This window comes from Actinacidiphila oryziradicis, from assembly GCF_005047355.1.
Classification (GTDB): Bacteria; Actinomycetota; Actinomycetes; order Streptomycetales; family Streptomycetaceae; genus Actinacidiphila; species Actinacidiphila oryziradicis.
On the sequence record NZ_SUMC01000013.1, the window covers coordinates 83,362 to 100,588 of the forward strand.

General features: G+C 69.4%; 16 protein-coding genes and 2 tRNA genes. 8 read left to right on the top strand and 10 right to left on the bottom strand.

What is annotated here, in order from left to right:
• Window positions 1-35: 35 nt before the first annotated feature.
• From FCI23_RS16355 to FCI23_RS16370, 4 genes are all read left to right on the top strand, one after another.
• Window positions 36-749, top strand: a complete 714-nt coding sequence (locus FCI23_RS16355; RefSeq protein WP_136724624.1) for a M50 family metallopeptidase — start codon at window positions 36-38, stop codon at window positions 747-749.
• 151 nt (window positions 750-900) lie between these two features.
• The gene (aroA, locus tag FCI23_RS16360) at window positions 901-2,235 is read left to right on the top strand and encodes a 3-phosphoshikimate 1-carboxyvinyltransferase (protein WP_136724625.1); all 1,335 of its coding nucleotides are present in this window, start codon (window positions 901-903) and stop codon (window positions 2,233-2,235) included.
• 9 nt (window positions 2,236-2,244) lie between these two features.
• Window positions 2,245-3,276: a ribosome small subunit-dependent GTPase A gene (rsgA, locus tag FCI23_RS16365; RefSeq protein WP_136724626.1), complete on the top strand. Its 1,032-nt coding sequence runs from the start codon at window positions 2,245-2,247 to the stop codon at window positions 3,274-3,276.
• Between the two features lie 70 nt (window positions 3,277-3,346).
• On the top strand, window positions 3,347-3,670 hold the full coding sequence (locus FCI23_RS16370) for a DMT family transporter (protein ID WP_136724627.1): 324 nt from the start codon (window positions 3,347-3,349) through the stop codon (window positions 3,668-3,670).
• Window positions 3,671-3,709: 39 nt separating this feature from the next.
• Here the strand turns inward: FCI23_RS16370 and FCI23_RS16375 are convergent, their stop codons facing one another.
• From FCI23_RS16375 to FCI23_RS16385, 3 genes are all read right to left on the bottom strand, one after another.
• Entirely contained in the window at window positions 3,710-4,264 is a 555-nt protein-coding gene (locus FCI23_RS16375) for a Uma2 family endonuclease (protein ID WP_136724628.1), read from the bottom strand.
• Window positions 4,265-4,716: 452 nt separating this feature from the next.
• Entirely contained in the window at window positions 4,717-5,142 is a 426-nt protein-coding gene (locus FCI23_RS16380; protein WP_211265346.1) for a type II toxin-antitoxin system VapC family toxin, read from the bottom strand.
• Complete coding sequence (locus tag FCI23_RS16385) at window positions 5,142-5,411, bottom strand: type II toxin-antitoxin system Phd/YefM family antitoxin (RefSeq protein WP_136724629.1); 270 nt, start codon at window positions 5,409-5,411, stop codon at window positions 5,142-5,144. Before FCI23_RS16385 ends, FCI23_RS16380 begins: the two co-directional genes overlap by 1 nt.
• Window positions 5,412-5,719: 308 nt before the next feature.
• Here FCI23_RS16385 and FCI23_RS16395 point away from each other — a divergent pair, with 308 nt between their 5' ends.
• Complete coding sequence (locus FCI23_RS16395; RefSeq protein WP_136724630.1) at window positions 5,720-6,100, top strand: PIN domain nuclease; 381 nt, start codon at window positions 5,720-5,722, stop codon at window positions 6,098-6,100.
• A gap of 49 nt (window positions 6,101-6,149) precedes the next feature.
• Here FCI23_RS16395 and FCI23_RS16400 read toward each other — a convergent pair whose 3' ends face one another.
• Window positions 6,150-6,767, bottom strand: a complete 618-nt coding sequence (locus tag FCI23_RS16400) for a TetR family transcriptional regulator (protein ID WP_136724631.1) — start codon at window positions 6,765-6,767, stop codon at window positions 6,150-6,152.
• A 122-nt stretch (window positions 6,768-6,889) separates the two neighbouring features.
• On the opposite strand from FCI23_RS16400, the gene hisN reads away from it, so the two are divergent.
• Window positions 6,890-7,684 (top strand): histidinol-phosphatase, encoded by a 795-nt coding sequence (gene hisN / locus FCI23_RS16405; RefSeq protein WP_136724632.1) that lies wholly within the window; start codon window positions 6,890-6,892, stop codon window positions 7,682-7,684.
• Window positions 7,685-7,870: 186 nt separating this feature from the next.
• Window positions 7,871-8,263 carry a CBS domain-containing protein gene (locus FCI23_RS16410; protein WP_136724633.1) on the top strand — a complete coding sequence of 131 codons (393 nt, stop codon included), beginning with the start codon at window positions 7,871-7,873 and terminating at the stop codon, window positions 8,261-8,263.
• 132 nt (window positions 8,264-8,395) lie between these two features.
• Here FCI23_RS16410 and FCI23_RS16415 read toward each other — a convergent pair whose 3' ends face one another.
• Window positions 8,396-9,856, bottom strand: a complete 1,461-nt coding sequence (locus FCI23_RS16415; RefSeq protein ID WP_136724634.1) for a catalase — start codon at window positions 9,854-9,856, stop codon at window positions 8,396-8,398.
• A gap of 162 nt (window positions 9,857-10,018) precedes the next feature.
• Here FCI23_RS16415 and FCI23_RS16420 point away from each other — a divergent pair, with 162 nt between their 5' ends.
• Entirely contained in the window at window positions 10,019-10,429 is a 411-nt protein-coding gene (locus FCI23_RS16420) for a Fur family transcriptional regulator (RefSeq protein WP_136724635.1), read from the top strand.
• 53 nt (window positions 10,430-10,482) lie between these two features.
• Here the strand turns inward: FCI23_RS16420 and FCI23_RS16425 are convergent, their stop codons facing one another.
• The 5 genes from FCI23_RS16425 to FCI23_RS16445 all read right to left on the bottom strand — a co-directional run bounded on the left by FCI23_RS16425 (window position 10,483) and on the right by FCI23_RS16445 (window position 17,214).
• Window positions 10,483-11,805 carry a hypothetical protein gene (locus FCI23_RS16425; protein WP_407645971.1) on the bottom strand — a complete coding sequence of 441 codons (1,323 nt, stop codon included), beginning with the start codon at window positions 11,803-11,805 and terminating at the stop codon, window positions 10,483-10,485.
• 188 nt (window positions 11,806-11,993) lie between these two features.
• A tRNA-Met gene (locus FCI23_RS16430) sits at window positions 11,994-12,067 on the bottom strand.
• A gap of 108 nt (window positions 12,068-12,175) precedes the next feature.
• On the bottom strand, window positions 12,176-14,056 hold the full coding sequence (locus FCI23_RS16435; protein ID WP_407645972.1) for a tetratricopeptide repeat protein: 1,881 nt from the start codon (window positions 14,054-14,056) through the stop codon (window positions 12,176-12,178).
• A gap of 205 nt (window positions 14,057-14,261) precedes the next feature.
• Window positions 14,262-14,335 (bottom strand) — tRNA-Met (locus FCI23_RS16440).
• Between the two features lie 41 nt (window positions 14,336-14,376).
• The gene (locus FCI23_RS16445; RefSeq protein WP_136724710.1) at window positions 14,377-17,214 is read right to left on the bottom strand and encodes a UPF0182 family membrane protein; all 2,838 of its coding nucleotides are present in this window, start codon (window positions 17,212-17,214) and stop codon (window positions 14,377-14,379) included.
• Window positions 17,215-17,227 lie beyond the last annotated feature (13 nt).

Genomic DNA, 17,227 nt, shown 5'->3' on the forward strand with positions numbered 1-17,227 from the left:
CACTTCAGCGTCGTGACGCCCGTTGGAAGGGAACGATGGACACATCCAGCATCACCGACGTGTGGGACCGCGTGTTCGGGACCCAGCCGGACCCATCAGGTTGGCTGGTCGCCGCGACCGCATTGCTCGCACTGGCAGCGGTGCTGCCGCACGGGATATGGCGGATCACCCGAAACGCCGTGACGATCGCACACGAGGGCGGCCACGGCCTCGTCGCACTGCTGACCGGCCGCAGCCTCGAAGGCATAAGGCTTCATTCGGACACTTCGGGACTGACGGTTTCGCGCGGCAAGCCGAGTGGCCTCGGCATGGTTCTGACCGCGGCCGCCGGATATTCGGCGCCGTCCCTACTGGGCCTGGCGGGGGCGCTGTTGCTGGCCGCCGGGCACATAACAGCGCTGCTGTGGGGAGCGACGGCTTTACTCATCGCGATGCTGGTGATGATCCGGAACGCGTACGGGGCGCTGACCGTGCTCGTCGCGGGGGCGGCGTTCCTGCTCGTGTCGTGGCTGGCGACGGCACAGGTGCAGGCGGGGTTCGGGTATCTGGCGGTGTGGTTCCTGCTGTTCGGCGGCGTACGGCCGGTGTTCGAGCTACAGCGCAAACGCCGTCGCGGCGAGGCACCGGAATCCGACGCGGACCAGCTGGCCCGTCTCACCCACACCCCGGCCGGGGTGTGGCTGCTGCTGTTCCACGCGATCGGGCTGTTCGCGCTCTTCGGCGGCGGGCGGTGGCTGACAGGCCTGTGACGCCACGGCCCATACCGCGCGTCCCCCTGTGATAGGCGGCTGAGCGGGTGAAGCGCGGGCGAAGGACTCCGTACAGGATCGTTGTTTCGCTCGCGTTTCGCCTGATTCGGTCAGGATTATCCTTGTTCGTAAGCCACTACGCTTGGGTCCCATGACCGGTAACCCCGCGTACACCGCATTCTGGCCCGCACCGATCGCGTCCGGCCCCGTCGACGCGACGGTCACCGTGCCCGGGTCGAAATCGGTCACCAACCGCGCGCTCGTGCTCGCCGCGCTCGCCTCCGAGCCGGGCTGGGTACGGCGCCCGCTGCGCAGCCGCGACACCGTCCTGATGGCCGACGCCCTGCGCGCCATGGGTGTACAGCTCGACGAGACGGTCAATCCCGGAGGCGGCGAGGCCTGGCGGATCATCCCGGCCGGACTGCACGGCCCGGCGACGGTCGATGTCGGCAACGCCGGCACCGTGATGCGCTTCCTGCCGCCGGTCGCCGCGCTCGCCGACGGTGAGATCCGCTTCGACGGGGACCCGCGTTCGTACCAGCGACCGCTGCACGGCGTGGTCGACGCGCTGCGCGTGCTCGGCGCCCGGATCGACGACGAGGGGCGCGGGTCGCTGCCGCTGACCGTGCACGGCGGCGGGGCGCTGGACGGCGGAAAGGTGGAGATCGACGCCTCGTCGTCCTCACAGTTCGTGAGCGCGCTGCTGCTGTCGGCCCCCCGCTTCAACCAGGGCGTGCAGGTGCGGCACACCGGCCCGAAGCTTCCGTCCCTCCCCCACATCAGGATGACGGTGGAGATGCTGCGCGCGGCCGGCGCCAAGGTCGACACACCCGAGAACGGCGGCGAACGCAACGTATGGCGCGTCGACCCGAGCGCCCTGCTGGGCAGGGACCTCACCGTGGAACCGGACCTCTCCAACGCCCAGCCGTTCCTGGCGGCGGCGCTGGTCACCGGCGGCCGGATCACCATCCCCGACTGGCCCACCCGCACCACCCAACCCGGTGACGCGCTGCGCGACCTTTTCACCCGGATGGGTGGCGAGTGCGTTCTGGATGACCGGGGCCTGACCTTCACCGGCACCGGGCGGATCCACGGCATCGACGCCGACCTGGGCGATGTCGGCGAGCTGACCCCCGGCATCGCGGCGGTCGCGGCGCTGGCCGACTCCGAGTCCGTGCTGCGCGGTGTCGCACACCTGCGGCTGCACGAGACGGACCGGCTCGCCGCCCTCACCAAGGAGATCAACGAACTCGGCGGCGATGTCACCGAGACCCCCGACGGCCTGCGGATCCGCCCGCGCCCCCTGCACGGCGGGATCTTCCGCACCTACGAGGACCACCGGCTCGCCACCGCCGCCGCGGTGCTCGGCCTGGTCGTGGACGGCGTACAGGTGGAGAACGTCGGCACCACCGCCAAGACGCTTCCCGATTTCCCCGAGATGTGGACGTCCATGCTCGGCGCCCCCATCGCCGCCGGGCGGGGCTGACCGGTCACCATGCGGCGCTACGGCAAGAACCCCGACGAGGACGACATCCGGGTCCGCCCCAACCCCAAGGGCAACCGCCCCCGCACCAGCATCCGCCCCAAGCACGAGGACGCCGCCGAGGGCATGGTCCTCACCGTCGACCGCGGCCGTCTCCATGTGCTGGTCGGCGACCGGCAGATCGTCGCGATGAAGGCCCGCGAACTGGGCCGCAAGAGCGCGGTGGTCGGCGACCGGGTCGCGGTCGTGGGCGACCTCTCCGGGGACAAGGACACCCTCGCCCGGATCGTAAGGGTCGAAAAGCGCGCCTCCGTGCTGCGCCGCACCGCGGACGACGACGACCCCTTCGAGCGCGTCGTCGTCGCCAACGCCGACCAGCTCGCCATCGTCACCGCCCTCGCCGATCCCGAGCCGCGCCCCCGCATGATCGACCGCTGTCTGGTCGCGGCCTACGACGCCGGGCTCGACCCGCTGCTCGTCCTTACCAAGTCCGACCTCGCCTCCGCCGACGCCCTCCTGGAGACCTACTCCACCCTCGGTGTCTCCTACGTCGTCACCAACCGCGACGACTTCCTGACCGGCGGCGTCGACCAGATCCGCGAACGCCTCAAGGGCCGCACCACGGCCTTCGTCGGCCACAGCGGTGTCGGCAAGACCACCCTCGTCAACGCCCTCGTCGAACGCCAGCGCGCCACCGGCATCGTCAACGCCGTCACCGGCCGGGGCCGCCACACCACCACCTCCGCCCTCGCCCTCCCTCTCCCCGACGATGGGGGTACCTCCCAGGCCGAAGGCTCTGGGGGAGGCTGGGTCATCGACACCCCCGGCGTGCGCTCCTTCGGCCTGCACCACATCGACCCCTCCCGCGTCATCCAGGCCTTCCCCGACCTGGAGCCCGGCACCGAGGGCTGCCCGCGCGGCTGCAGCCACGACGAACCCGAATGCGCACTCGACGCCTGGGTCGCGGAAGGCCACGCCGAGCCCGCCCGGCTCGACTCACTGCGCCGTCTGCTGGCCACCCGCGAGCGCCGGGAGGGGGACTAGCCCGCCTTTTCTGGGCATGCTGTGTGATGATCGCTCAGGAATCGCACAGTGACGGAAGGGAAGGCATCCCATGGCCTGGTTGCTGGTCGTGGTCGCAGGTCTGCTGGAAACAGGCTTCGCCGTCTGCCTCAAGCTCTCCCACGGCTTCACCCGACTCTGGCCGACCATCGCCTTCTGCCTCTTCGCCCTCGGCAGCTTCGGCCTGCTGACCCTCTCCCTCAAAAAGCTGGACATCGGCCCCGCCTACGCCGTCTGGACCGGCATCGGCGCCGCCGGCACCGCCATCTACGGCATGGCCTTCCTCGGCGACATCGTCTCCACCCTCAAGATCGTATCCATCAGCCTCGTCGTCACCGGCGTCATCGGCCTGCAATTGTCGGGCTCCGCGCACTGACGCCGGAGGCGGCAGTCAATGCGCCGCCGCCCCGCGAGGTCAGTGCTTGGCCGGATACCGGCCGAAGCGGGACGTGTCGATCGCGAACCCGAACGGTTCGGGCAGCTCTACAGGGCCGCCGAAGTCCGTCATCGACGATTCGGCGTATCCCTCCGCTTTGGGGCTGCGGTGCGAGACGCACTGCCCCTTGAACGGGTCGATGATCAGATACAGACCGATCCCGAAGCGGGCGTACACCTCAACCTTGTCCACGAGGTCCGTGCCCCTGTTGTTCCTCGACAGCACCTCGACGATGAATTCGATTCGGTCGGCCGGGAAGACCCCGTCCGGCTCGACGGGAACAGATGCCGGCATCGCGAAGAAGTCCGGACGCGGCTCATCGGCGAAATTCGGGTGGATCACCGTCTGCTCGGCTCCGATCCGCCACTCGCGATGGATGCCGAACTGCTGGATCAGTTCAAGTTGAATTTCCCAGTGCAGCGGCTTGCCCGACGGCGACAAGATGATCTCCCCGTTGATCAATTCGACGTTGTAGCCCTCGGGTACCTCCATGTGATCCAGTATCCGGTGCGCTCGTTCATCGACGACTGTCATTGCAGCCTCCTCCCTCACCGCTGGGCATCATCACCCAGCGTATCCATGCTTGGCGCGCCGCGCAGCCACCCGCCATCAGTCTCAGTCGCGCATTGCGCGCACTCCGGGCAGGACGGCGTGCGGGCTATCGGACAACGGCTACGGCGGGCGGAGGCCCCTCCCCCACCGCCAACTCGAACCAGATGTCTTGCCGCCCAACCCGAGCGGCTCCTCACCGATCACGCGGCGTCTGGTGCTGCTCCGCGCAAGTGCCACACTCCCCTCAAAGTGAAAACGGTAGGAATGCGCTCCCACCGTGCGCTACCGGTGGTGACCAGCGACCGACGATCTGACCCACCTCGCCGACTCCATCGGCGTCAAGCTCAAACTCTTCAGGGTCTGACCACCCCGAAGGGCCGCTTCCTCCAGCGGGGACCGGCGGGATCTTGTTACGACGCAACCAGCCGATGGCGTCAGACCCCGAACTCGAACGGATTGACCAGCCTCACGTCCGCTCGCTCGACGTCCTTGATGTTCCTGGTGACAAGCACAAGGTCGTGCACCTTTGCAGTGGCCGCGAGCAGACCGTCCACCGCAGGCAGCCGGTCAGGCGAATCCTGGCGCCCCCATGCCTCGGCCACCTCTGCGGTGACAGGCAGGACCTTGTCGCCGAAGTCCCGGCGAACTCTCGCCAACCACATGTCGAGGCGCTCGGCCATGGCAGGATCACGCCGCCGCACGTTCTCAGCGCCACGGCGGATCTCACCAATCACCAGCGCGCTCGTGAACACCTCTCCCGGCCGGGTACTGCGCATCCATGCCAGGACTCGGTGGTCGGCGTTGCGCTTCCGGACCTCGGACAGAACGTTCGTATCCAGCAGGTACCCCACCGGCCCCATCAGTCTTCCCCAAAATTCACGTCGCGGGGCAGATCGCGGGTACGGACGATTTCGTCCAGCTCTTCCGCGAAATCCTCGTCCCAGCCCGGTTCGGCCAGCAGGAACTCCCGAAAATCCGTCTCCTCACCCCGCAGACGCCGGTACTCCCTTATATCGATCACCACAGCCACCTCCTCCCCATGCCGGGTGACGAACTGCGGCCCATCCGCCGTGGCGTGCCTGAGCACCTCACTGAACTTCTGCTTCGCTTCCTGGACCTGCCAGCGCATCGCCCACACCTCTGTCCTGTCTAGACAGCCCACCGTTTCAACGATAGTCCCCGTCCGATAGTCACGCACGGCTCGCAGCGGGAGCCCACGGCTCACGATGCGCGCCTCTCGGCCTGGCTGGCCGAGGCTGCCGTCGAGAAGGCCCGCGCCGCTGCTCTGCACGCAGCGGGCCGCGCGGCTGCCCGTGAGCTGGTGGCCGAGTACGAGAGCGAGCACGGCCCGCTGCCCGAGGAATCCCGGCAACGCGCCCGCCAGTTCCTGATAGAGGCCGGACTGCTGGACGAGGAGCCCTGGCGGGCAGCCGGATAGTGCGCACAATCATCTACGACACCGGCGCGCTCCTGGCCGCCGAGCGACGCCACCCTGACTTTCTTGCCCTGCACGATGACCTGACGGCCGCCCGCATCCGCCCGATCGTGCCCGTCGTGATCCTCGCCCAGGCCTGGCGTGGCGGCCCACAGCACCAGATCTCCCGTGTCCTCAAGGGCTGCGACATCCTCCCCGACGACCAACGTGTCGGCCGCGCCGCCGGCATCGCCTGCGGAGCCTCGGGGACGGCCGACGTAGTGGACGCGATCGTCGTTGTCACCGCCGTCCAATATCAGGCCTCGGTGGTCACCAGCGACCCCGACGACCTCACCCACCTCGCCGACTCCATCGGCGTCAAGCTCAAACTCTTCACCGTCTGACCCTCCAGGCGGAAAGGTCGCCTTCGGCTGACGCCCCCGGTGGGCCCGGTCAGAAACCGTGTGCCAGCAGTCCCCGCACCAGGCGGGCGACCTGCTGGCACGCGTCGTTGTCGGAGGCCGCGGGGGCTATGACGTAGGAGAGCGTCAGCCGCACCGCGGCCTCGCAGGCCCGGCCGACGTCCGCGGGGTCGAGCTTGGGGTGGGTGTGTTCGAAGGCACCGGCGGCGCGCGTACGGAATTCGGCGACGAGCGCGCGGGGGGAGGGGGCGGACTCCTCGATGCGGGGGCGGTAGTAGGCGCGCGGGGCGGGGTCGGGGGCGAGGTCGGGGAGGCGGTCACTGCGGCAGCCGGTGAGGGCGGCGCGGACGAGGGCGTTGTGGCGGGCGGTGTGGAGGGTCCAGGCGGTGGCGGCGGCGAAGGAGTCGCCGGCGTCGTCGCCGCGGTGTTCGGCGGCGGCGAGGGCGCGCTCGACCCCGGCGAGAAAATCGTCGGTCTCACGGCGGGCCAGAGCCCGGGCGAGGCCTTCCTTGCTGCCGAACTCGTTGTAGAGGGTCTGCCGGGAGACCCCCGCGGCCACCGCCACATCCACCATCCGGACAGCCACCCAGGGCTGGGCGTCGAGCGCGGACAGGGCCGCGTCCAGTAAGGCTTCTCGCACTGTAGGCATCCTTGCCTCCAAGACCCCGTGGCGAGGCCGTGCGGAAAGAATTGACGTGCTGTCGTCATATGTCAAGGCTCCGGGCGTTCTGTACGTGACCAGGACGGCTTGCGATCAGTACTGTTCGCTTCATGCCGTTCAACGACGACCTGCGCCTTGCGCACATCCTGGCCGACGCTGCCGATGCCGCGACCATGGAACGCTTCAAGGCTCTCGACCTCAAGGTCGAGACCAAGCCCGACATGACCCCGGTCAGCGAGGCGGACAAGCAAGCCGAGGAGCTGATCCGCAGCCAGCTCCAGCGCGCCCGCCCACGCGACGCGGTGCTGGGTGAGGAGTACGGCAGCCAAGGCACCGGACCTCGCCGGTGGATCATCGACCCGATCGACGGTACGAAGAACTACGTACGCGGCGTGCCGGTGTGGGCGACGCTGATCTCACTCGTGGTACGCGGCGAGCACGGCGACGAGGGCGTGGTCGGCGTCGTCTCCGCTCCCGCGCTGGGGCGCCGCTGGTGGGCGGCGCAGGGCACGGGTGCGTACACGGGGCGCAGCCTGGCGGCGGCGACACGGCTGCGGGTGTCGCAAGTGGAGCGGCTGGAGGACGCGTCGTTCGGGTACTCGTCGCTGAGCGGCTGGGAGGAGCACGGGCAGCTGCCAGACTTCCTGGACCTGACCCGCGCGTGCTGGCGGACTCGCGGCTACGGCGACTTCTGGCCGTACATGATGGTCGCCGAGGGGTCGGTGGACATCTGTGCGGAACCGGAGCTGAGCCTGTGGGACATGGCGGCGCCTTCGGTGGTCGTTCAGGAGGCGGGCGGGGTGTTCACCAGCCTGGACGGGCGGCCGGGTCCGTTCGGAGGGAACGCGGCAGCGAGCAACGGCCTGCTGCACGAGGACCTGCTGGGGTATCTGGGGCGCGACTAGAGACCGTGAGACCCGGGTTACTGTGGGTAACTGTGGGTAACTGGGTTCATATGGGCTTACATGCGCTTAAGTGGGCGAAAATGAGTAGCGCCCGCTCCCTTGCTGGCGCCGCGGGCGCATGTGAACATGAGAATGCCTGAGCTTGTGAATTTGTGAAAGCATTCTCGAAGCCCGAGGGGTAATCCCATGCTGGTCCGCGATGCCATGAGCACGGTGGTCCTCACCATCGGCCCGACCCATACCCTCCAACAAGCCGCCCAGCTGATGTCCGCCCGCCGCGTCGGCGCGGCGATAGTCCTGGACCCCGACACCTGCGGCCTCGGCATCCTCACTGAGCGCGACGTCCTGGACGCGGTGGGCGCCGGCATGGACACCGATCGCGAGACCGCCCAGGCGCACACCACCACCGACGTGGTCTTCGCCGCCCCGCAGTGGACCCTGGAGGAGGCAGCTGCGGCGATGCTCCACGGCGGGTTCCGGCACCTTGTGGTGCTCGACGGCCACAATCCGGTCGGCATGGTCTCGGTCCGCGACATCGTGCGGTGCTGGGTGGCGCAGCGCGCGGCGGTGCCGGCATAGGACGTGGAACGGCGGGGTCAGGCTCGTTCATGGACGAACCTGACCCCGCCGGGTGCTGCGACGTGGAACGGCGGGGTCAGGCTGGCTCGTGGACGAACCTGACCCCGCCGGGTACTGCGACAAACGGACCGGTCAGCTGCGGAGGGCCTGAACCGCGCTGTCCAGCCGCTTGCCGAAGTCGGCGTCCGCCTGGCGGAAGTTGTTCACCGCGCGGTCGGCGATGTCGTCGCGCGACACCTTGGCGATGAAGCCCGCGAGGTTGGCGACCAGGCGCTCCTTCTCCTCGTCGGAAAGGAGGCGGTAGAGGTTGCCCGCCTGCACGAAGTCGTTGTCCTCCGCGTGCACGGGGGCGACGTGGTTGCCGGTGCCACCTGCGACCGGGGTCGGCTGCCACAGCGGGCGGCCGGTCTCGGCCGGGCCGCCGAAGCTGTTCGGCTCGTAGTTCTTGGCGCCGCCGTGCCGTCCGTCGTAGGCGTAGCCGTCACGGCTGTTGGTACGCGCCTCGGTGGCGTGCGGGCGGTTCACCGGCAGGTGGTCGGCGTTGATGCCGACGCGGTAGCGGTGGGCGTCGCCGTAGGCGAACAGGCGGCCCTGCAGCATCTTGTCCGGGGACGGTCCGATGCCGGGCACGAAGTGGGCCGGAGAGAAGATCGACTGCTCGACCTCGGCGAAGATGTTCTGCGGGTTGCGGTTGAGTTCGAGCTTGCCGATCTCGATCGGCGGGTAGTCCGCGTGCGGCCACACCTTGGTGAGGTCGAACGGGTTGAAGCGGTAGGTCGCCGCGTCGGCCGCCGGCATGATCTGCACCTGCACGGTCCAGGACGGGAACTCGCCGCGCTCGATGGCCTCGCGCAGGTCGCGCTGGTGGCTGTCGGGGTCCATACCGGAGACCTGGAGCGCCTCTTCGGTGGTCAGGTTCTTGATGCCCTGGTCGGTCTTGAAGTGGTACTTGACCCAGAAGACCTCGCCGTCGGCGTTGTTCCACTGGTAGGTGTGCGAGCCGTAGCCGTTCATGTGGCGAAGCGAGGCGGGGATGCCGCGGTCACCGAAGAGCCAGGTCACCTGGTGCGTCGACTCGGGAGACAGACCCCAGAAGTCCCAGACGTTGTCCGCCTCCTGGGAGCCGGTGTACGGGTCGCGCTTCTGGGTGTGGATGAAGTCGGGGAACTTGATGGCGTCCTTGATGAAGAACACCGGGGTGTTGTTGCCGACGAGGTCGTAGTTGCCCTCTTCGGTGTAGAACTTCAGCGCGAAGCCGCGCGGGTCACGCACCGCGTCCGCCGAGCCGAGGTTGCCCGCGACGGTGGAGAACCGCAGGAAGGTCTCGGTCTGCTTGCCGACCTCGGACAGGAACTTCGCCCGGGTCCACTCGCTGACGTCGCGGGTCAGCGTGAAGGTGCCGTAGGCACCGGCGCCGCGGGCGTGCACGATGCGCTCCGGGATGCGCTCCCGGTTGAAGTGCGCGAGCTTCTCCAGGAGGCTCTGGTCCTGAAGAAGGACCGGACCACCGATGCCCGCGGTCTCGCTGTTCTGGTTGTCCGCGACCGGGGCGCCTGCCTCAGTGGTCAGCGGGCCGCTCTCCTGAACCGTCACTTTTACTCCCTGGAATCGACCTGTCCCTTGGCTGTTGCCGGAACCGATCCTACGATAGACAGAGTCTAAGTCAAGAAGCCAGCCAAATCCGTACCAGTTCAGAACCCGGACGACCACTGGTAAACTGCCGGTATCCCACCGACCCCGAATAGGTGAACCCAAATGAGTGACCTGCTGGAACGACTGCGCGGACGTGGCTGGCGGATGACCTCCCAGCGACGTGTCGTGGCCGAGGTCCTCGACGGCGACCACGTCCACCTCACCGCCGACGAGGTGCATGCCCGCGCCACCCAGCGGCTGCCCGAGATCTCCCGGGCCACCGTCTACAACACCCTCGGCGAGCTCGTCTCACTCGGCGAGGTCCTGGAAGTCGCCACCGACGGCCGTGCCAAGCGGTACGACCCCAACGCCCACCATCCCCACCAGCACCTCGTCTGCTCCAACTGCGGCACCATCCGCGACGTCCGGCTCTCCGGGAACCCCCTCTCCAATCTCCCGGCCGATGAGCGCTTCGGCTTCGTCGTCGCCGAGGTCGAGGTCACCTACCGCGGCCTCTGCCCGGACTGCGCCTAGGACGTTCCGCCGGCGCGGACGCCCGAGCGCGTTCGCGCGCTCGGGCGTCCGCGCTAAGCCGTGTCCGGCCGTTCATGGCCGGCCGACTTGGCCGCTCGGAGCAGCCGGTCGGCGGCGCGGCGGACGGATGACTCGCTGTGGGCGCGGCCGAGCCAGATGGTCTCCAGGGGTACGGAGCCGGCGACGGGCAGGAGCGCCTCGAAGACCTCTCGGGCGACGCCCGGGTCGGGATCGAGGGCCAGGGGCGCCAGTACGGTCACCCGGTCGGCGGGCCTGACGAGCCGGCCGATCGCGTGCACGGCGGAACGCCGTACGAGAGGCGGCCAGGCGACCGGAGGCACGGGGGCGGTCAGCCGGCGCAGCAGGGCGACATCGGAGGCCTCGCCGCATTCACCGAGGCCGGTGGCCAGTCCGGCGGCCAGCCGGGCCGGGGTGGAGGGGCCGCATTTGGCCAGCTGCTTGCGGTACACGTCCACGGGCGGCTCCCCGCGGCTGTAGAGCCGCCACCGGGCCTGCGCCCGCACGATCCGCGCCCGGTCGGCCAGCGGCCCCACCAGGCGGGCCGCCGGTACGTCGTCCGGGAGTGCCGCCACCGCCAGCTCCCGCACCACGGCGGAGCGGGAGCCGAGAAGCCGCCCCGCCTGTTCGGGGTCGAGCTCCAGCAGCCGCTGGGCACACAGCCGTCGGCAGGCCTGATCGGGGTCGCGCAACGCCGTACGCAGCAGATCACCCCGTACGTATTCGCCGAGCTCCAGCGCCAGCCCGACCCCGAACCGCCGGGTCGGCGGATCCTCGTCCGCCGCCAGGGCCCGCACCGCACGCCGCCGTTCCGGCTCCGCCAGCACCCGTCCGTAGGCCTCGATCAGGCCGCCTGACCGGTGCCGGTCCCGCAATCTGATCAGCAGCCGTACCGCCGCGGCAGCCTCGTCCGGCGCTGTCCGCCTGGTCAGGGCCGCCACCGCCCGCTCGCGTACGGGCGTCACCCAGTCCGCGGTCCGCAGGGCCAGCGCGCTCACCGCCAGCGGGCCGCCGGTACCGGCCAGCCGTTCCACCGCGGCCTGCCGAAGCCGGCCGTCCCGGTCCAGGGAGGCCAGCAGCAGCCCCAGCAGATCCCCGCCGTGAAGCTCCAGGCGTTGCTGCTCGGTGCGCCGCGCGAACCGGTCCAGCTGGAGCCACAGCTCCGGCGGCGCGTCCAGCAGCGCGTCCAGCGCCGCCTCTCGGTCGTACGCCGCGTTCCGCTGTGCCGCCGCCCGCAGCTCCGCGAGAAGTCTTTCCACGCCCGGGGCCCCGCCCAACAGCGCATCCCCGCACAGCCCGCGCCAGCGCGCCGCATCCACCACCTCGACCGGCCGCCTACGCCGTCTGCGCAGCAACACCGCCTCCTCCCGCAGCCCCCTGCGTTGTTACAGGATCGCGCGGTAACACCGTGTACCCAAGCGCGTGCGCGGAGCTTTGCCCGAACCATTCCCGCGCTGTACCCAACCCTTAAGGGCGCGGGCTGCCAAGGCTCTGCCGGGCACGACAAGAAGGCCCGGAAGCGATTGCTTCCGGGCCTTCTTCGCAGTAGCGGGGACAGGATTTGAACCTGCGACCTCTGGGTTATGAGCCCAGCGAGCTACCGAGCTGCTCCACCCCGCGCCGTTGTGTCTTTACTGTAGCCCGGCCGCGCTGAGCAGCGCAAATCCTTAGCGCGGCCGGGGAGCGCCGCTCAGGGCGACAGCTCCCGCCCCGATCGCCGCGACGCTGTCAGGCAGTGAGCTCCTGGCGGAGGGCGTCGGCGAGCCGCGCGGCGCGCTCCGCGACCTCGGCGGGGCCGCATTCGATGGCGCGGGCGCACCAGGACTGGGCCTCGGCGAGATCGCTGTGGCGGGCGGCGAGCAAGGCCAGCCGCAGGGCGGCGCGGCCGTGGCTCGCGTTGGCGGCGCGGGTCCACCACAGGGCGGCCTCGGGCTCGGCGCCCTCGCGGGCCAGCAGCAGCCCGAGGTTGAAGGCACCGTTACGGCTGCCGGCCTCGGCGGCGCGGCGGTACCAGTGGGCGGCGTCCACGACGTCACCGCGTTTGGCGTGGCACATGCCGAGCCGGACCTGGGCCCGGCGGTGGTCCTGGCCGGCGGCGCGGGCGTACCACTCCTCGGCCTCTTCGCCGGGCCCCTCGCCGTCCTGGCGTTCCAGGAGCGCGCCGAGCCGGAAGGCGGCCTCGGGGCTGCCGCCGCCCGCCGCGCACCGCAGGTGGCGCTCGGCGCTGTGCGAGTCGCCCTCGCGCTGGAGGACGATGGCGACCTGGAGGGCAGCTTCGATGTGCCCGGCGGCGGCGGCGCGCTCGTACCACTTGCGGGCGGCGGCGTCCTCGCCCCGCCCGGCGTGCAGGATGCCGAGGTTGAAGGCGGCGTCGATGCTGCCGGCCTCGGCTGCCTTGGAGAACCACGGCTCGGCGCCGGCGTCGTCGCCGTGCTGGAGCAGCAGTACGGCGAGGGCGTTGGCGGCCTCGCGGTGCCCGGCGTAGGCGGCGCGGCGGTACCACTGCTCGGCCTGGGCGGTGCGGCCCTGGCCGGCGCAGAGCAGGCCCAGGTTGAAGGCGCCGTTGATGTCGCCGGCGTCGAGGGCGGCGCGGTACCAGCGCTCGGCGGTCTGGGTCTCGCCCTCCTGGGCGTGCAGCGCGCCGAGCGCGTTGGCGGCGTTGCCGTCACCGGCGTTGGCGGCGCGGCGCCACCAGGTGGCCGCGGAGTCGATGTCGCCGGCGTCGCGCAGCAGGAAGCCGAGCGCGCAGGCGGCGCGGGGCTCGCCGTCGCGGGCGGCGGTGAGATACCAGCGGGTGGCCTCCTGGGTCTCGCCGCGCTCCTCCAGGAGCGTGCCGAGGCGCAGCGCGGCCCGCCGGTGGCGGCGCGCGGCGGCCTGCCGGTACCACTGCTCGGCCTCACGGTCCTCGGCGCGCCCGGCGCAGATCCGGGCGAGCCGGTACGCGGCCTCGCGGTGGCCGTGTTCGGCGGCGGCCCGGAACCAGCGCTCGGCGCCGACGTCGCGCCGGTGGTCGAGCAGGTCGGCCAGCGCGTAGGCGCCCAGGGTGTGCCCGGACTCCGCGGCCTGGCGCAGCCAGTACTCCGCGCCGGGCTCGTCGCCGCGCTCGCGGAAGTGCCGTCCGAGCGCGTGCGCGGCGGAGGCGGAGCCGGCGACGGCGGCGATCCGCCACCAGTCCGCGGCCTCGTCGCCGTAGCCGCGCTGGTGCAGCAGCAGGCCGAGGTTGTTGGCGGCGGCGCGGTCGCCGGCGGCGCTGGCGGCGCGCAGATACGGCTCGGCGCCCTCGAGGTCACCGCGGCGCAGCAGCATGGTGCCCAGGATGCTCATGGCGGCGGCGTCGCCGTTGTCGGCGGCCCGGCGGTGCCGTGCCTCGAGTTCGGCCTCCTCGCGGGCTTCCAGGCTCTCCTCGTCCGGGAGCCCGTCCTCCGCCAGTACGATGCGGTCGTCGTCGGAGGGACGCGGGGCCGGCAGCAGGTCTCCGACGGCGGGGACGCGTCCTGGCACGGGTCCGGATACGGGTACGAGCGCGGACACGGGCGTACCGCCCGTCGGCCCGCGTTCAGGGATCTGACGAGTATTCAGCAGCCTTGCACCATCCCCCATAAGGTTCATCGTCGCACCATCCGTACCCGCAGTACACCTGGTATGCCGCGGCCCGTTGAGTCACTTCAGCGCTTTGTCGACTTCCCCGGCATCATGCCAGACCAAACCTGTAGGAGCGACATATCCCCCCTACTAGTGAACCCCGGTGTGAACCTACAACCACGACCACAAGTGAAAGGGCCCGGAGTCAATTGACTCCGGACCCTTCATACAGTAGCGGGGACAGGATTTGAACCTGCGACCTCTGGGTTATGAGCCCAGCGAGCTACCGAGCTGCTCCACCCCGCGCCGTTGTGTCGTAACCGTACCACGGCGCGGGGTGTGCCCGGTCAGCCCTTCTTCGCGGCCGCCTGCGCCTGCTTCAGCGCGGCTGCCAGATCCCTCTGCGCCTGCCCGTAGGCCGTCCAGTCACCGGCCTTCAGCGCCTTCTGCCCCGCGTCATAGGCCTTCTGCGCATCCGCCAGCGCCTGAGTCACCGTCGAGTTGGCCGGTGGTGCGGTCGTCCCCGTAGGCGGTGGAGGGGTGGTGCCGCCGGCGACGCCGAAGACCTTGTTGAGCGCGGCGTCCAGCGTGTTCTCGAACTCGGTCTGGCCGCCGTAGCTCACCAGCACCTTTTTCAGCAGCGGGTAGTTGGTGCCGGCGCCGCGTACGTAGACGGGCTCCACATAGAGCAGGCCCCCGTCCAGCGGAACCGTCAGCAGATTGCCGTACTCGACCGTCGAGTCGCCTCCCTTGAGCAGCCTGATCTTCTCGGCGACCGTCTCATCGGAGTTGAACTGGCTCTGGACCTGCTGTGGCCCGGACACCGGTGTGTTCGATGGCAGTCTCAGCAATCTGATCGTGCCGTAGTCGGAACTCGTGGCGTCCGCGTCCACCGCCATGAAGGCGCCGAGATTGTCCCGGCCCCTGGGTGTGAACGTGGTGGTCAGGGAGAAGGCCTGCGCATTCTGGTCAGGCATCTTCAGGCTCAGGTAGTACGGCGGCACGGACTTGCCGGTCTTCGCCGCCGGGTCGTCCGGGACCTGCCACACCTCGCTGCCGCTGTAGAAGGTCGACGCCTTGGTGACGTGGTACTTCGTCAGCAGCTGGCGCTGCACCTTGAAGAGGTCCTGCGGATACCGGAAGTGGTCCATCAGCGCCTTGCTGATCTCGCTCTTCTTCTTGACCGTGTTCGGGAACGCCTTCATCCACGTCTTCAGCACCGGGTCCTTGGTGTCCCACTGGTAGAGGGTCACCTTGCCGGTGTACGCGTCCACGGTCGCCTTGACCGAGTTGCGGATGTAGTTGACCTTGTTCTGCTGGGCGAGGACCGCCCGCTGGCCGTTGGTCAGCGAGTCGGCCGTCGTGTCACCGAGCGTCGTACGCGACGAGTACGGATAGCCGTTGCTGGTCGTGTAGGCATCCACGATCCACTGGATACGGCCGTTCACCACCGCCGGATAGATGTCCCCGTCGATGGTCAGCCATGGCGCGACCGCCTCGACCCGCTCCTTGGGGGTGCGGTTGTAGAGGATCCTGGAGTCGCTGCCGATGGCCCCCGAATACAGGATCTGCGGCTCCCCGAAGGCCGCCGCGTAGGCCGCCCTGGTGATCGGGTTCTTCAGCGAGACCCCGCTCTTGCCGGTGTACGTGAAGCTCTTCTCACCGCTGTCGTCGGAGTAGTCGATCTCCTTGGTGACCGGGTCGCCGACGATCGAGTACTGCGTGGTCTGCTCGCCGTAGTAGATCCGCTGCTCGTACGTTCCCAGGGCGCCCTTGGTCGGCAGGTCGGACTCGATGAAGGACGGCGCCCCGCTGGAGGTCGTCGTGGTGCCCTTGGCCGCGACCATGCCGTAGCCATGGGTGTACTTGAAGTGGTCATTTATCCAGTTGTTCTGCGGAATGCCGGCCAGATTCAGCTCACGCAGCCCCACCACGGTGTCCTGCTCCGTGCCGTTCACCGTGTAGCGGTCGACATCCAGGGTGGACGGGAACGCGTAGTAGCCACGCACCTGCTGCAACTGCTGGAAGGTCGGCGACACGACATTCGGGTCGAGCAGCCGGATGGCCGCCTCGGTGTCGGCGTCGGAGCGCAGCTGCTGCTTGGACTTCGTGCTCGTGCCCGAGTAATCCGTCACCTTGGTGCCGTCGATGCCGTAAGCCGCGCGTGTCGCGTCTATGTTCTTCTGGATGTACGGCTGCTCCTTGGCCGCCTCGTTCGGCTGCACCTGGAACTTCTGCACAATCGCCGGGTACAGGCCGCCGATGAGAATCGCCGACAGCACCATCAGGCCGAAGCCGATGAGCGGCAGCGACCAGGTGCGCCGCCACAGCGTGGCGAAGAAGAGCAGCGCACAGATGACGGCGATGGCGAACAGGATCGTCTTGGACGGGAGATACGCGTTCGCGTCCACATACCGCAGCCCGGTCCACTCATTGGACTTGAGGTTGCTGGACTTCACCGCGAGCCCGTATCGGTCCAGCCAGTACGCCACAGCCTTGAGCGAGACGAAAAGTCCGAGCAGCACCGAAAGATGGCCGGTCGCCGCCGCAGTCGCCTTGGCGCCCGGCGAAGTGATCCGCAGGCCCCCGTAGAGGTAGTGCACCAGGACCGAGGCCAGCAGGGCGAGCACCACGGCCGCGAAACCGAAGCTCAGCAGAAAGCGGTACCACGGCAGGTCGAACGCGTAGAACGCGACGTCCAGGTGGAACTGCGGATCCTTGGTGCCGAACTGCGTGGCGTTGGTCCACGTCAGCCACGTTTTCCACTGCGCGGCCGCCGAACCGCCCGCGATCAGCCCCACCAGGCAGCAGACGGCGAGCACCGCCCACTTCTTGTACGGAGCGATGCCCATCCGGTAGCGGTCAAGGCTCTGCTGCTCCAGCGACATCGCGCTCAGCGGAGGCCGCAGCCGGTGCGCCAGGTAGATATTGACGCCGACTGCCGTGGCCATCAGCAGGCCGAAGACGAAGAAGAGCCCGACCTTCGTCCACAGGGTGGTGGTGAAGACCGAGGAATAGTGGACCGATCGGTACCACAGCCAGTCCGTCCAGACCCCCGCGAACATGACAAAGGCCATGGCCAGCACGGCCAGCACCCCCACTGTCATGAGCAACGTCCGGGTACGCCGCGACGTACGGCCTACTCTGATCCGCGGCCCCGGCGGACCTCCGCCGCGGTCCGGCATCTGGAATGCCAAG

Coding starts and splice junctions, on each gene's coding strand:
- FCI23_RS16400 (WP_136724631.1), bottom strand. CDS start 6,767: ATGCCTACAGTGCGAGAAGCCTTACTGGACGCGGCCCTGTCCGCGCTC.
- FCI23_RS16380 (WP_211265346.1), bottom strand. CDS start 5,142: ATGGGGCCGGTGGGGTACCTGCTGGATACGAACGTTCTGTCCGAGGTC.
- aroA (WP_136724625.1), top strand. CDS start 901: ATGACCGGTAACCCCGCGTACACCGCATTCTGGCCCGCACCGATCGCG.
- FCI23_RS16435 (WP_407645972.1), bottom strand. CDS start 14,056: ATGAACCTTATGGGGGATGGTGCAAGGCTGCTGAATACTCGTCAGATC.
- rsgA (WP_136724626.1), top strand. CDS start 2,245: ATGCGGCGCTACGGCAAGAACCCCGACGAGGACGACATCCGGGTCCGC.
- FCI23_RS16370 (WP_136724627.1), top strand. CDS start 3,347: ATGGCCTGGTTGCTGGTCGTGGTCGCAGGTCTGCTGGAAACAGGCTTC.
- FCI23_RS16375 (WP_136724628.1), bottom strand. CDS start 4,264: ATGACAGTCGTCGATGAACGAGCGCACCGGATACTGGATCACATGGAG.
- FCI23_RS16420 (WP_136724635.1), top strand. CDS start 10,019: ATGAGTGACCTGCTGGAACGACTGCGCGGACGTGGCTGGCGGATGACC.
- FCI23_RS16410 (WP_136724633.1), top strand. CDS start 7,871: ATGCTGGTCCGCGATGCCATGAGCACGGTGGTCCTCACCATCGGCCCG.
- FCI23_RS16445 (WP_136724710.1), bottom strand. CDS start 17,214: ATGCCGGACCGCGGCGGAGGTCCGCCGGGGCCGCGGATCAGAGTAGGC.
- hisN (WP_136724632.1), top strand. CDS start 6,890: ATGCCGTTCAACGACGACCTGCGCCTTGCGCACATCCTGGCCGACGCT.
- FCI23_RS16355 (WP_136724624.1), top strand. CDS start 36: ATGGACACATCCAGCATCACCGACGTGTGGGACCGCGTGTTCGGGACC.
- FCI23_RS16385 (WP_136724629.1), bottom strand. CDS start 5,411: ATGCGCTGGCAGGTCCAGGAAGCGAAGCAGAAGTTCAGTGAGGTGCTC.